The sequence below is a fragment of the Pantoea sp. Pa-EAmG genome, assembly GCF_030024295.1.
In the GTDB taxonomy this organism is placed as follows: Bacteria; Pseudomonadota; Gammaproteobacteria; order Enterobacterales; family Enterobacteriaceae; genus Pantoea; species Pantoea dispersa.
In genome coordinates this window covers 1-13,410 of sequence record NZ_JASEWO010000133.1, presented here as the reverse complement: position 1 = coordinate 13,410, position 13,410 = coordinate 1, and the positions used below count along the sequence as shown (strand labels likewise).

Here is a 13,410-nt window from a genome sequence, read left to right as displayed (position 1 = left end):
TGAACCAAGGGTTCAAGGGTTACAGCCTGCGGCGGCATCTCGGAGATCTCCTCTTAGTTCCACCCTGTTATTCCCGGTGTGATAATGTGGCTATCAACAGCCTTATCAGCCGGGGACATCATGCCAGCACCTTCTCTTCTCGACCGTCAGGATATTCGTCAGCATGTGCGCCATCTGCGCCGCAATCTTACGCCTGAGCAACAGGTTGAGGCCGCCGATCTGCTGGCTGAACATGCCATCAATTTTGCCCCGCTGGCCAGCGCACAACGCATCGCGCTGTTTCTTTCCGTCGATGGCGAAATCAATACCCGACCGCTGATTGCCAAACTGTGGCAGCAAAAGAAGCAGGTCTTTCTGCCGGTGCTGCACCCGTTTGCGCCTGGTCACCTGCTTTTTTTGCGCTACACGCCAGAAACCCCGTTGCGGCCTAACAAGCTGCGCATCCCTGAGCCACCGCTGGATATTACGCAGCTGGCGACACTCGATCAGCTGGATGTGATGCTGGTACCGCTGGTGGCATTTGACGCGCAGGGACAACGCTTAGGCATGGGCGGGGGTTTTTACGATCGCACGCTACAGCATTGGCAGCAGCATGGTTTTTTACCGCTGGGTATTGCGCACGACTGCCAGCGCGTCGATGCGCTGCCGGTGGCGGCCTGGGATGTGCCATTGCCGGCGATTCTCACGCCGTCAAAGCTGTGGCAGTGGGAAACGCTGGCGAGATAAAGACAGGGCGCCCAGCGGCGCCCTGCACTGTCAGTACAGCAGACGGGCGCGAATGGTGCCTGGAATCGCCTTCATCAGCTGCAGCGCTTTCTCGGCCACATCTTCTTCGGCATCAATATCGATAACCACATAACCCATCACTGGCGAGGTTTGCAGATACTGAGCGGCAATGTTGATGCCCTGCTCGGCAAAGATCTGGTTGATGGCGGTCAGCACGCCCGGGCGGTTTTCATGGATGTGCAGCAGGCGGCTGGCGCTGGCAGCGTGCATCGGCAGCGAGACTTCCGGAAAGTTAACTGCAGAGAGCGTCGAGCCGTTGTCAGAGTACTTGGCCAGCTTGCCAGACACTTCCAGACCGATGTTCTCCTGCGCTTCCTGCGTTGATCCGCCGATGTGCGGCGTCAGGATCACGTTGTCGAATTCGCACAGCGGCGAGTTGAACGGATCGCTGTTGGTTGCAGGTTCAACCGGGAAGACGTCGATGGCGGCACCGGCGAGGTGTTTGCTGGCCAGCGCATTACACAGCGCCGGGATGTCGATCACGGTACCGCGCGCGGCGTTGATCAGCAGCGCACCAGGCTTCATCAGCGCCAGCTCTTCGCTGCCAATCATGTTCTGCGTGGACGGCGTTTCCGGCACGTGCAGGCTGACCACATCACTCATGTTTAGCAGGTCAGAGAGATGGCGCACCTGGGTGGCATTGCCCAGCGGCAGCTTGTTTTCGATATCGTAGAAAAATACGTGCATGCCGAGGCTTTCCGCCAGCACGCCGAGCTGCATCCCGATATGGCCGTAGCCAATGATCCCCAGCTTCTTACCACGCGCTTCGTACGAGCCGGTGGCGATTTTATTCCAGATACCGCGGTGGGCTTTGGCGTTGGCTTCCGGAATGCCGCGCAGCATCAGCAGCATTTCGCCGATCACCAGTTCCGCGACCGAACGGGTATTGGAGAACGGGGCGTTGAACACCGGCACGCCGCGTTTCGCTGCCGCGCTGAGGTCAACCTGGTTAGTACCAATACAGAAGCAGCCAACCGCCACCAGCTTTTCAGCTGCCGCGAAGATCTCTTCAGTCAGTTGGGTACGGGAACGGATACCAATGAAGTGGGCATCGCGGATGGAGGACTTCAGCGTCTCAGCATCCAGAGCGCCTTTGTGGAACTCGATGTTGGTGTAACCTGCGGCGCGCAGATTATCCAGCGCACTCTGGTGAACGCCTTCCACCAGCAGGAACTTAATCTTGTCTTTTTCCAGTGATACCTTTGCCATTTCCCGACCCTATTCAGAATTCAACGAGGACTACCATAAGGTAGCCTTCTGTCAAAATATCAAAATTTTCCGGCGCGGCAATACAAACGATTGCCTGCACGCCAGCACGCGCCCACGTGCAGACAACACAAATCCACACAAAATCGTGAGATGACGAGAGCGCAAAGTACGAACCTGCTGTTGATGAATCATTTGTGACATAAGTCACCAAATTTCACTGCAGCAAGAAAAGATGTTTTGCGAATGGAAATAACCGGCGCTGGCGGCGCGCCGGTGAGATCAATTGGTGATGGTTTTCACGCCGTCCGGCGTGCCAATCAGCGCAATATCCGCTCCGCGTGCGGCAAACAGCCCCACGGTGACGACGCCCGGCAGCGCATTGATGGTTTTTTCCAGCGCAATCGGGTCAAGGATGCGCAGATTATGTACGTCGAGAATAATGTTGCCGTTATCCGTAACCACGTGCTGACGATACTCCGGCAGGCCGCCCAGCTTCACCAGCTCCCGCGCCACATAAGCGCGCGCCATCGGAATCACCTCCACCGGAAGCGGGAAGTTGCCCAGCACATCGACCTGTTTGGACGCATCCGCGATGCAGATAAATTTCTGCGCCACCGCCGCGACAATTTTCTCGCGCGTCAGCGCTGCGCCGCCGCCCTTGATCATCTGCATCTGTGGATTGATCTCATCAGCCCCGTCGACATACACCGACAGCGCATCCACGTTGTTGAGATCGAACACCGGAATGCCCAGCGATTTGAGCTTTTCGGTTGAGGCTTCCGAACTGGAAACCGCGCCCTCGATCTGATCCCTGATCGTCCCAAGCGCGTCAATAAAGTGCGCCGCCGTTGAACCGGTGCCTACGCCAACAATGGTGCCTGGCTGCACATACTGCAGCGCTGCCCAACCTACCGCTTTTTTCAGTTCATCCTGGGTCATGGTATGTTTAAAACCTGTGCGACATCGAAGTGCGCGTAGTATAAAACAAGGCGTCGTAAAAATGCGCGGCTGTTAACGCATCGATTTAAGCCTTTGGAAGCCAGCCCGCAAAAAAGCGCCGCAGCACAATATGACAGTTTTGTGGCATAGTACTTTCCATCCTGAACGAGAGAGAACAACAATGAAACGCCCGGATTATCGAACGCTTCAGGCGCTGGATGCTGTGATTCGCGAACGCGGCTTTGAGCGTGCCGCCCAGAAGCTGTGCATCACGCAGTCTGCGGTGTCGCAGCGCATTAAACAGCTGGAAAATTTATTTGGTCAGCCACTGCTGGTGCGTACCGTGCCGCCGCGACCGACCGAGCAGGGACAAAAATTGCTGGCGCTGCTGCATCAGGTGGAGCTGCTGGAAGAGGAGTGGCTGGGCGATGATAACGGTGGCACCACGCCGCTGCTGCTGTCGCTGGCGGTGAACGCCGACAGTCTTGCGACCTGGCTGCTGCCGGCGCTGAAAGATGTGCTGGCCGACTCGCCGGTGCGCCTGAATCTGCAGGTGGAAGATGAAACCCGTACGCAGGAGCGTTTACGGCGCGGTGAAGTGGTCGGCGCGGTGAGTATCCAGCCGCAGCCGTTGCCAAGTTGCCTGGTGGATCAGCTGGGTGCGCTGGACTATCTGTTCTGCGCCTCGCCGGAGTTTGCCGCGCGCTATTTCCCCAATGGCGTGACGCGCTCGGCGCTGCTGAAAGCCCCGGCGGTGGCGTTTGATCACCTCGACGACATGCATCAGGCCTTTTTGCAGCAGAACTTTGATTTATCGCCGGGCAGCGTGCCGTGCCACATCGTGAACTCATCAGAGGCTTTTGTGCAGCTGGCGCGACAGGGATCGGTGTGCTGTATGATTCCGCACCTGCAGATTGAGCGCGAGCTGGCGCAGGGAGAGCTGGTTGATTTGACGCCGGGTCTGTATCAGCGCCGGATGCTGTACTGGCACCGTTTCGCGCCGGAAAGTCGCCTGATGCGCAGCGTGACCGATGCGCTGATTGCCCACGGCCACCGCGTATTGCGCCAGGATGAAGTTGCGGCTTAGCGCCGTTCAGATTAGCGCACAACAGTCGTAGCGGCGCGATTCATCGCGCGTTTTAACAGCGGTTCTGCTGCTGGAGAGCGCGATGAATCGCGCCGCTACAATTTTACAGGCTAACTTACTGCGCCGTATTCGGTTTGATTTCGAATACCACATCCACCTGATCGTCAAAATGGATGCTCTGCTGCTCGTAGGTCTGCTGCGCGGTGGTGTCCGCTGCGGCACCGGCCGCTTTGTACATGCGCGCCATCGGCATCGGCTGGTAGTTAGCCACGTGATAGCGAATGCTGTACACCGAGCCCAGTTTGGCATTGAAGCCTTCCGCCAGGGCGCTCGCCTGCTGTGTGGCATTGGCAATCGCCGCTTTACGCGCCTGATCTTTGTAGCTGTCTGCGTTAGCCACGCCCAGCTCAACAGAACGAATCTCATTCAGGCCCGACTTCAGCGCGCCGTCCAGCAGCTCATTCAGCTTGTCCAGCTGGCGCAGCGTCACTTCCACCTGACGCACCGCACGGTAGCCTTTCAGCACCGATTTACCCTCTTTGGTGTAGTCATACTCCGGCTGGGTGCTGAGATTAGCCGCATCAATATCTTTCTTCTCGATGCCGTTCTTTTGCAGGAAATCAAAATATTGCGCCACGCGGTCGTCAGCCTGTTTTTTTGCATCCGCCGCGTCTTTCGACGAAACATTCACCACGATGGAGAGCGTCGCCATATCCGGACGGGCATCCACGCTGGCCTGTCCTGATGTCACCACGTGCGGTCCGTTCGGCACTTCTCCCGCCTGGACCAGACCGGACAGTGCGCCCGTGCTCATTACGGCGGCCAGCGCCAGTGCTTTCAGTTTCACGAAAGTCCTCCTTGAAGGGTTCAATTTGCAGGTCGCCACTATGGCGAAACCCAAAACACATTACTATGCGTGATGGTCTGAGTTTGAAATTAGCAAAAAGTTCGGCTTTGCTCAGGTTTAACGTATCCGCGATCGCAAATTTATCGCTACAGATTCGCTGAAAAGCGCCGCCTGCGTTTCTATTAAAGAAACACTTCTGCCCCTCGGGAGAGTTGTATTATGACAGAACAGCCACTTAGCCAAAGCGCGGTCAGCGTGCGAGCCGGACGCACACGCTTTATGATGCTGGCCCTGGTGTTTATCAACATCATCATTAACTACATGGATCGCACCAACCTGTCGGTGGCCGCCACGCAGATGGCCGGTGAACTGCGCTTCACGCCGCTGGAGATGGGGCTGATCTTCTCGGCGTTCGGCTGGATCTATGCGGCGCTGCAGATTCCCGGTGGATTCCTGATCGATCGTCTCGGCGCGCGGCTGGTATACGGCGCGGGGCTGTTTGCCTGGTCGCTAATCACCGCGCTGCACGCTTTTGCCAGCAGCTTTAGCGCGCTGTTCGGTCTGCGCCTCGGCGTGGGTGCCTTCGAGGCGCCAGTGATGCCGGCTAACAATCGGGTGATTTCCAGCTGGTTCCCCGAGCAGGAGCGCGCCAGTGCAATTGGCATCTACTCGTCCGCACAGTTTGTTGGCCTCGCCTGTATGACGCCGCTGCTGTTTCATGTGCAGGCTGCGTTTGGCTGGCGCGGGCTGTTTCTGATTACCGGCGTGGCGGGCATGATTTGGGCGCTGGTGTGGTATCTGCTGTATCGCGAGCCGCACCAGCATAAAGGCGTATCAGAGGCTGAACTTAACTATCTGCGTGACAACGGCGCACTGCTGGAAAATCGTCAGGACAGCCAGCCGCCGCGCGCACGCTGGGCCGATCTGGCGCAGATGTTTCGCAGCCGCAAGCTGGTCGGCATCTATATTGGCCAGTTCACCATCTCCGCCACCTTCTGGTTTTTCCTCACCTGGTTTCCTACCTATCTGGTGGAGTATCGCCACATGGACTTTATCAAGAGCGGCTATGTGGCGTCGCTGCCCTACTTCGCGGCGTTTTGTGGTGTGCTGCTGGCTGGCTTTGCCTCTGATCGCATGATCCGGCGCGGCGTGTCAGCCAGCGTGGCGCGCAAGCTGCCGGTGATCCTCGGCCTGTTCCTGACGCTGTTCATTCTGGGTGCCAACTACACCGAAGATTCACGGCTGATCATTCTGTTTATGTCGCTGGCGTTTTTTGGTAATGGCCTGGCGACCATCACCTGGGTGTTTGTTACCGCGCTGGCGCCGCGCCATCTGATCGGTCTGGCCGGCGGCGTGTTTAACTTTACCGGCGCGCTGTCATCCATCGTGGTGCCGATCGCCATCGGTGCTTTGATTGACGGCAGCAACTTCGCGCCGGCGCTGGCCTTTATCGCCGTGCTGGCCGCTATTGGCATCTGCAGCTATCTGTTTGTAGTAGGAAAAATTGACCATGTCAGCGCGCGCTGATGAGCCGTTTCGCCAGCGCGTGCAGCTGTTGCAGACGCTGCGCCAGCTGGGCTTCATCGGCCTGCCAGATTTTGGCGAAGGCCAGCGCCGCACGGTTGTTATTGATCGGCTGCGCCATACTGATTTCGCCGTCCTCGCGATGCCACACCAGATAATCCCCGGTGCGTTTGCGCGCCAGCAGCGGCGCAATCTGCGCCCACTGTTCGTCACTGAAGCGTGGCCGCAGCACCTCGTCACTCTCCGCCGCCAGCAGCGCGACGCCAATCACCGACTGCCACGCGGGCAGCATGCGGAATCCGGCCAGCGCCTGGCTGGTACTGGTGCGCTCGCCGGGCTCCGAGTGCCAGATGTAGATGACCTGATCCTCCCACAGTACACCAAGCGCCACCACGATATCGCGCGGCGCGTGCGCCTCCAGCTGCGGCAGTGCCGAAGCAAACAGCGACGATCCACGAATGGCCTGCGCCGCCAGCGCATGAATGCCCGGGCCCGGCAGATAGCGCCGGTGTTCATCCTGAATCGTCAGGCCGATGGACGCCATGGTCATCAGCAGACGGTTTACCCGCGTGCTGTTCATCCCCATCTGGCGCGCCAGTTCACGGCCGCCGACCGCTTTGTCACTGGAGACCAGATATTGCAGGCAGCGAATTCCGTCAATCAGGCTCTGGTTGGGTTGCGAAGACATAAATCACCTTGTGACGGTAAAAATTCAATCTTAGCAGCCTTCAGGCGGGAGTAACCTCATGATGCAAACTTTCTCTTCTCAGGCCACGCGTGCCTTTCCATTGCAGTCATTACACGCCGATGTGCTGGTCGCCGGTGGCGGTCTGGCGGGCGTGTGCGCCGCGCTGGCTGCGGCACGCGCGGGCCAGCAGGTGGTGCTGATTCAGGATCGCCCGGTCCCCGGCGGCAACGCCTCCAGCGAAGTACGGCTGTGGGCCAACGGCGCGACGTCGCATATGGGTAATAACAACCGCTGGGCGCGTGAAGGCGGCATCATGGGCGAGATCATGGAGGAAAACCTGTGGCGCAACAAAGAGGGCAACCCGGTGCTGTTTGACATGGTGCTGCTGGACATCGTGCAGGCGCAGCCGCGCCTGACGCTGCTGCTCAATACCGTAGTCAGCGACATCGAAAAATCCGCACAGCGCCTGCAGGCGGTTCAGGCTTTCAACGCCATCAATCAGACCCGCTATCGCGTGACGGCCGACCAGTTTATTGATGCCAGCGGCGACGGCGTGCTCGGCTATCTGGCCGGGGCAGCGCACCGTGTGGGCGCAGAATCACCGCAGGAGTTTGGCGAAAAAATGGCGCCGGGCGAGCAGTTTGGTCACAAGCTCGGCCACTCAATTTATTTTTATACCAAACGCAGCGCGCAGCCGGTGCGCTTTGTACCGCCCTCCTTTGCGCTGAAAGAGATCACCGCCATTCCGCGCTATAAACGCCTGAGCTCCGATCTCAACGGCTGCGATCTGTGGTGGCTTGAGTGGGGCGGCCGGCTGGATACCGTGCATGAAAGCGAAACCATCAAGTGGGAGCTGTGGAAGATTGTCTGGGGCGTGTGGGATTACATCAAAAACTCCGGCGAGTTTGCCGATGCCGACACGCTGACCATTGAATGGGTTGGGCTGATTCCCGGCAAGCGCGAGAGCCGACGCTTTCTCGGCGATACTCTGCTGTGTCAGCAGGATATCATCGCGCAGCGCGACCACTACGATGCGGTGGCCTACGGCGGCTGGTCGATTGACCTGCATCCGGCCGACGGCGTGTACAGCGCTCACGATGGCTGCCGCCAGTTCCACAGCAAAGGCACTTACACCATTCCGTTTCGGGCGCTGTACAGCCAGTCGCTGGATAATCTGCTGCTGACCGGTCGGCTTATCTCTGCCACGCACGTTGCCTTTGGCAGCGCGCGCGTGATGTGCACCTGTGGCGTGCTGGGCGAAGTGGTGGGCCGCGCGGCGGCGCTGTGTCAGCAGCACAACCAGACACCGCGTCAGCTGGCGCAGCCGGAGCATATTGGTCAGCTGCAGCAACAGCTGCTGCGCCACGGCGCGTTCATTCCGCGTCAGCAGCTGGCGCATCCGGCCGGTGCCGCTCAGGTCAGCGCCAGCAGCACCTTCGCGCTGCACGCCCTGCCGGCGGATGGCGGCTGGCACGCCCTGACCTCACGCTGCGCCCTGCTGCTGCCGCTTAAAGCCGGGGAACGCCTGCCCGCGCTGACGGTGCGGCTGCGGGCGTCATCCGCGCAGACGCTGCAGGTTTCACTGCTGACCAGCGACAATCCGGCCAACACCTGCGGCGATCGGCTGCTGGCCACGCACAGCCTGCAGATTGACGCTGAAGAGGCGCATTCGCTGCCGTTTGACTACCGTGCGGAGTGCGATCGCTACCTGTTTATCGCCTTTGAAGAAAATCCGGCGGTTGAAGTGGCGCTCACCCGCCAGCGCCTGCCGGGCATTATGATGGTATTTAACAGTCTCAATCCGCGCGTCGCGAAACGCACCCGGCAGATAAACGACGGCGATTACGGCGTGGATGAGTTTGATTTCTGGCTACCGCGCCGCGCGCCCAATCAGATCCTGATCGCGTTTAGTCTGACAACACCGCTGCGGCTGTGGCACTGCGACTATTTGCTCAACGGTAAACTGCGGCCGGAAAGCCACACCAACGGCTGGCTGCCGGCGGCGGACGATCGCCAGCCGTGGGTGTGCTGGCAGTGGCCGGACGCGCAGCGCGCCAGCCAGATTACGTTGCTGTTCGATAACGATTTCGATCATGCGATGGAAACGGTGCAGATGGGCCATGCGCAGGCGGTGACGCCGCACTGTACCACCCATTATCGCCTGTGGCTGGATGACAGGCTGCTGGCCGAGGTCAGCGATAATCATCACTCGCTGTGCCATCATGCGCTGCCCCCGGATACCGCGTTCCGCCAGATTCGGCTGGAGCTGCTGGCCAGCGCAGGCGCCCTGCCCGCGCTTTACGGCCTGCATGTGCATCACCAGCCGGCGATGCCCTGACGCGCCAGCTGCACGGCGATAAACCACATCACGCCGCCCACCAGCAGATTAATGATGCGCTGCGCGCGCACGGTGCGCAGGCGCGGCGACAGCCAGGCGGCCAGCAGCGCCAGACCGAAAAACCACAGCAGCGAGGCGCTGGCGGTGCCGAAAGCGAACCAGCGGCGCGCCTCCGCCGACGGCAGCTGACTGCCGAGGCTGCCGAGCACCACGAAGGTGTCGAGATAGACATGCGGATTGAGCCAGGTCACCGCCAGCATAGTGGCGACAATGCGCCAGCGCCCCTGCTTCAGCGCCGCCTCTGACGCCAGCGTGACATCGCCCTGCCAGGCACTGCGCAGCGCGCCCCAGCCGTACCACAGCAGAAACGCCACGCCAGCCCAGGTGATCAGCATCAGCAGAACCGGCGACTGCTGCAACAGCGCGCTGCCGCCAAATATTCCGCCACAGATCAGCGCAATGTCGCTCAGTGTGCACAACGACGCGGTCATCAAATGGTAGTGGCGCTTAATGCCCTGGTTCAATACGAAGGCGTTCTGCGGGCCTAACGGCAGGATCAGCGCAGCACCAAGGGCAAGCCCTTGTAAGTAAACAGATAACACAGAGGAGTTCCTGAAAAAGTGGTGTTGCTGTGCAGTATAGTGAGGAGGGGATATTAGCAGAAATGGAAAGAATTAATCGGTCATTAGCGTAGCTGATAAAACAAGGGCACCCGCAGGTGCCCAGATAACTTACTCGCTGCGCGCAGGCTGCTGCGCCTCGCTCTGCACCTGATGCAGGTGCACGTCCATCTGCGGATAAGGAATACCGATACCGTGCGCATCCAGCGTGCGCTTGAAGTTCTTCATCAGATCCCAGTAGACGTTCTGCAGATCACCGCTTTTGCTCCAGCAGCGCACCACAAAGTTCAGCGACGAGGCCGCCAGTTCGTTCAGGCCAATCTGGATACCCATATCTTTCAGCACGCGCTCGTCCGCTTCCACCACGTCACGCAGCAGTGCGATCACCTGATCGACATCCGCATCGTAGGCGACGCCAATAATGAACTCGTTGCGACGCATCGGCTCGCGCGAGAAGTTGACGATGTTGCCGGCGATGATTTTGCCGTTTGGCACTACCACAATTTTGCCGTCAGCGGTTTTCAGCGTGGTCGAGAAGATCTGTACATTCTGTACGGTCCCCATCACGCCACCGAGATCGACGAACTCACCGGTGCGGAATGGACGGAAGGTCACCAGCAGTACGCCTGCCGCCAGGTTGGAGAGCGATCCCTGCAGTGCCAGACCGACGGCCAGACCGGCAGCACCGAGCACGGCAATCACCGAGGCGGTCTGCACACCGACGCGGCCCAGCGCGGCAATAATCGTGAAGGCAATGATACCGTAGCGCACCAGCGCCGAGAGGAAATCAGCCACGGTGGCATCAATATGACGCGCGACCAGCAGGCGATTGACGCCGTTCGATACCACGCGCGCGATAATCATCCCGACAATAATGATGGCGATAGCCGCCACGATGTTCACCGCATAGCTGAGGATCAGCGCCTGGTTGCGCACCAGCCAGCCACCTGCATTGTTAATGCCGTCAACGACGTTAAGATCTTCCATTTGTTAGCCCTGTTGTTGAGTTTCCCGCAGGAAAGTACAAAAACTGCCAGATTCAATCCGACACTCCCGAGTACAAGGGTAAACAATAATGGGGCGAAGCGCCAAAAATGTGCTGTATAAACCGGGATTTCCAGACGGGACGCATAAAAAAAGGCCCTTTCGGGCCTTTTTTGTACGGTAAGCAAAAATTACAGTACGTCGACAGCGTTAAGCTCTTTGAAAGCCTGCTCTAAGCGCACAACCATGGAAGATTGTGCCGCACGCAGCCAGACGCGTGGGTCGTAGTATTTTTTGTTCGGGCTGTCAGCGCCGTTCGGGTTGCCAAGCTGACCCTGCAGGTACGCTTCGTTGGTTTTGTAGTACTGCAGGATGCCGTCCCAGGTTGCCCACTGGGTATCGGTATCGATGTTCATCTTGATCACGCCGTAGCTGATAGACTCTTCGATTTCTGCAGCAGAAGAACCGGAACCGCCGTGGAACACGAAGTCCAGCGCGTTGTGCGGCAGGCCGTGTTTTTCTGAAACGTATTTCTGCGAATCACGCAGAATGGTTGGGGTCAGTTTCACGTTGCCTGGCTTGTACACGCCGTGCACGTTACCGAATGAAGCGGCGATGGTGAAACGCGGGCTGATTTTGCTCAGCTCGGTGTAAGCGTAATCAACGTCTTCTGGCTGGGTGTACAGTGCAGAAGCGTCCATGTGGCTGTTGTCCACGCCGTCTTCTTCACCGCCAGTGCAACCCAGTTCGATTTCCAGGGTCATGTCCATTTTGGCCATGCGCGCCAGGTATTTGGAGCAGATTTCGATGTTTTCGTGCAGTGACTCTTCAGACAGGTCAATCATGTGAGAAGAGAACAGTGGCTTACCGGTTTTCTTGAAGTGCTCTTCACCGGCATCCAGCAGACCGTCGATCCACGGCAGCAGTTTCTTGGCGCAGTGGTCGGTGTGCAGAATCACTGGCACGCCGTACTGTTCAGCCATCAGATGCACATGGTGCGCACCGGCGATAGCGCCGAAGATTGCCGCGCCCTGTGGCTTATCGGTTTTGAAACCTTTACCGGCGATGAAGGCAGCACCACCATTGGAGAACTGAACGATGACCGGCGCTTTAACTTTGGCCGCAGCTTCCAGTACCGCGTTGATGGAGTCCGTGCCGACGCAGTTAACTGCAGGCAGAGCGAATTTGTTTTCTTTCGCTACTTGGAAAACTTTCTGAACGTCATCACCAGTGACAACGCCGGGTTTTACGAAATCAAAAATTTTAGACATGGTTGTGTCCTGTTTCGTTTATCGTCCACTCCCCAATGGGAATGCGATCTGTTCGCCCACAGCGGGCAAGCCTTCAGACAGCGCCGAAGCGCTGCCCCCAAAAATTACTGCTTCGCGCGCTCTTCCAGCATGGCAACTGCCGGCAGTTTTTTGCCTTCCACGAACTCGAGGAACGCACCGCCACCGGTAGAGATGTAGGAGATTTTGTCCTCGATACCGAACAGGTCGATAGCCGCCAGGGTATCACCGCCGCCGGCAACAGAGAACGCGTCGCTGTCTGCGATAGCGTTGGCAACGATTTCGGTGCCCTTACGGAAGTTCGGGAACTCAAACACGCCAACCGGACCGTTCCACAGAATGGTTTTTGCCTCTTTCAGCAGTTTCGCCATGTTCTGTGCGGTTTCGTCACCGAAGTCCATAATTTCTTCGTTATCCGCTACTTCGGAAACCTTTTTCACGGTTGCCGGGGCAGTTTCGGAGAATTCCGTGCCGACGCGTGAATCGGTCGGTACCGGAATGCCGTACTGGTCGCGCAGGCCTTTAGCGGCCTCAACGAAGTCTGGCTCATACAGCGATTTGCCGACGTTGTTGTCGATCGCCACGAAGGTGTTAGCGATACCGCCACCGACAATCACGGTATCAGCGATTTTCACCAGCGACTGCAGCACGTCGAATTTGGTCGACACTTTAGAACCACCCACCACGGCGACCAGCGGACGCTGTGGATTGCTCATCACTTTGCCCAGCGCTTCCAGTTCGGCAGACAGCAGCGGACCGGCGCAGGCGATAGGAGCGAATTTGCCCACGCCGTGAGTGGATGCCTGCGCGCGGTGCGCGGTGCCGAATGCATCCATGACGAACACGTCACACAGCGCGGCATATTTCTTCGACAGGGTTTCGTCGTCTTTTTTCTCGCCTTTGTTGAAGCGAACGTTTTCCAGCACCACCAGTTCACCCGCGCCCACTTCAACGCCGTCGAGGTAGTCTTTCGCCAGGGTCACGTTAGTGCCGTTCAGTTTGTCTTTCAGGTAGTTAACAACCGGCAGGAGCGAGAACTCTTCGTTGTATTCACCTTCGGTCGGACGACCCAGGTGAGAGGTAACCATCACTTTCGCGC

The 13,410-nt window shown here is 58.5% G+C and carries 12 protein-coding genes; 4 read left to right on the top strand and 8 right to left on the bottom strand.

The annotated features are described in order from the left end of the window. The first annotated feature begins 120 nt into the window (after positions 1 to 120). Positions 121 to 726, top strand: coding sequence for a 5-formyltetrahydrofolate cyclo-ligase (locus QMM04_RS16410; protein WP_282996551.1), 606 nt, complete (start codon positions 121 to 123; stop codon positions 724 to 726). Positions 727 to 756: 30 nt separating this feature from the next. Here QMM04_RS16410 and serA read toward each other — a convergent pair whose 3' ends face one another. Together serA and rpiA are read right to left on the bottom strand one after the other, a co-directional pair. Then, the gene (serA, locus tag QMM04_RS16405; RefSeq protein ID WP_058757100.1) at positions 757 to 1,995 is read right to left on the bottom strand and encodes a phosphoglycerate dehydrogenase; all 1,239 of its coding nucleotides are present in this window, start codon (positions 1,993 to 1,995) and stop codon (positions 757 to 759) included. A gap of 279 nt (positions 1,996 to 2,274) precedes the next feature. Further along, complete coding sequence (gene rpiA, locus QMM04_RS16400) at positions 2,275 to 2,934, bottom strand: ribose-5-phosphate isomerase RpiA (RefSeq protein WP_021506657.1); 660 nt, start codon at positions 2,932 to 2,934, stop codon at positions 2,275 to 2,277. Positions 2,935 to 3,115: 181 nt separating this feature from the next. Here rpiA and QMM04_RS16395 point away from each other — a divergent pair, with 181 nt between their 5' ends. Next, on the top strand, positions 3,116 to 4,021 hold the full coding sequence (locus QMM04_RS16395) for a LysR family transcriptional regulator ArgP (RefSeq protein ID WP_021506656.1): 906 nt from the start codon (positions 3,116 to 3,118) through the stop codon (positions 4,019 to 4,021). Between the two features lie 115 nt (positions 4,022 to 4,136). Here the strand turns inward: QMM04_RS16395 and QMM04_RS16390 are convergent, their stop codons facing one another. Further along, positions 4,137 to 4,868: an oxidative stress defense protein gene (locus QMM04_RS16390; RefSeq protein ID WP_021506655.1), complete on the bottom strand. Its 732-nt coding sequence runs from the start codon at positions 4,866 to 4,868 to the stop codon at positions 4,137 to 4,139. A gap of 219 nt (positions 4,869 to 5,087) precedes the next feature. Between QMM04_RS16390 and QMM04_RS16385 the strand changes: the two genes are divergently transcribed. Beyond that, the gene (locus tag QMM04_RS16385) at positions 5,088 to 6,395 is read left to right on the top strand and encodes an MFS transporter (protein WP_282996550.1); all 1,308 of its coding nucleotides are present in this window, start codon (positions 5,088 to 5,090) and stop codon (positions 6,393 to 6,395) included. On the opposite strand, the gene QMM04_RS16380 is transcribed toward QMM04_RS16385, so the two are convergent. Continuing rightward, positions 6,382 to 7,080 carry an IclR family transcriptional regulator gene (locus QMM04_RS16380; RefSeq protein ID WP_021506653.1) on the bottom strand — a complete coding sequence of 233 codons (699 nt, stop codon included), beginning with the start codon at positions 7,078 to 7,080 and terminating at the stop codon, positions 6,382 to 6,384. The genes QMM04_RS16385 and QMM04_RS16380 overlap by 14 nt on opposite strands. Before the next feature lie 58 nt (positions 7,081 to 7,138). On the opposite strand from QMM04_RS16380, the gene QMM04_RS16375 reads away from it, so the two are divergent. Then, the gene (locus tag QMM04_RS16375) at positions 7,139 to 9,418 is read left to right on the top strand and encodes an FAD-dependent oxidoreductase (protein ID WP_282996549.1); all 2,280 of its coding nucleotides are present in this window, start codon (positions 7,139 to 7,141) and stop codon (positions 9,416 to 9,418) included. On the opposite strand, the gene argO is transcribed toward QMM04_RS16375, so the two are convergent. The 4 genes from argO to QMM04_RS16355 all read right to left on the bottom strand — a co-directional run. Then, complete coding sequence (gene argO, locus QMM04_RS16370; RefSeq protein WP_088517202.1) at positions 9,397 to 10,020, bottom strand: arginine exporter ArgO; 624 nt, start codon at positions 10,018 to 10,020, stop codon at positions 9,397 to 9,399. The genes QMM04_RS16375 and argO overlap by 22 nt on opposite strands. Positions 10,021 to 10,149: 129 nt before the next feature. Then, positions 10,150 to 11,025: a small-conductance mechanosensitive channel MscS gene (gene mscS / locus QMM04_RS16365; protein WP_136546699.1), complete on the bottom strand. Its 876-nt coding sequence runs from the start codon at positions 11,023 to 11,025 to the stop codon at positions 10,150 to 10,152. Positions 11,026 to 11,213: 188 nt separating this feature from the next. After that, on the bottom strand, positions 11,214 to 12,293 hold the full coding sequence (fbaA, locus tag QMM04_RS16360) for a class II fructose-bisphosphate aldolase (RefSeq protein ID WP_282996548.1): 1,080 nt from the start codon (positions 12,291 to 12,293) through the stop codon (positions 11,214 to 11,216). Between the two features lie 104 nt (positions 12,294 to 12,397). After that, on the bottom strand, positions 12,398 to 13,410 hold a 1,013-nt coding region (locus tag QMM04_RS16355), incomplete at its 5' end, for a phosphoglycerate kinase (protein ID WP_282996547.1).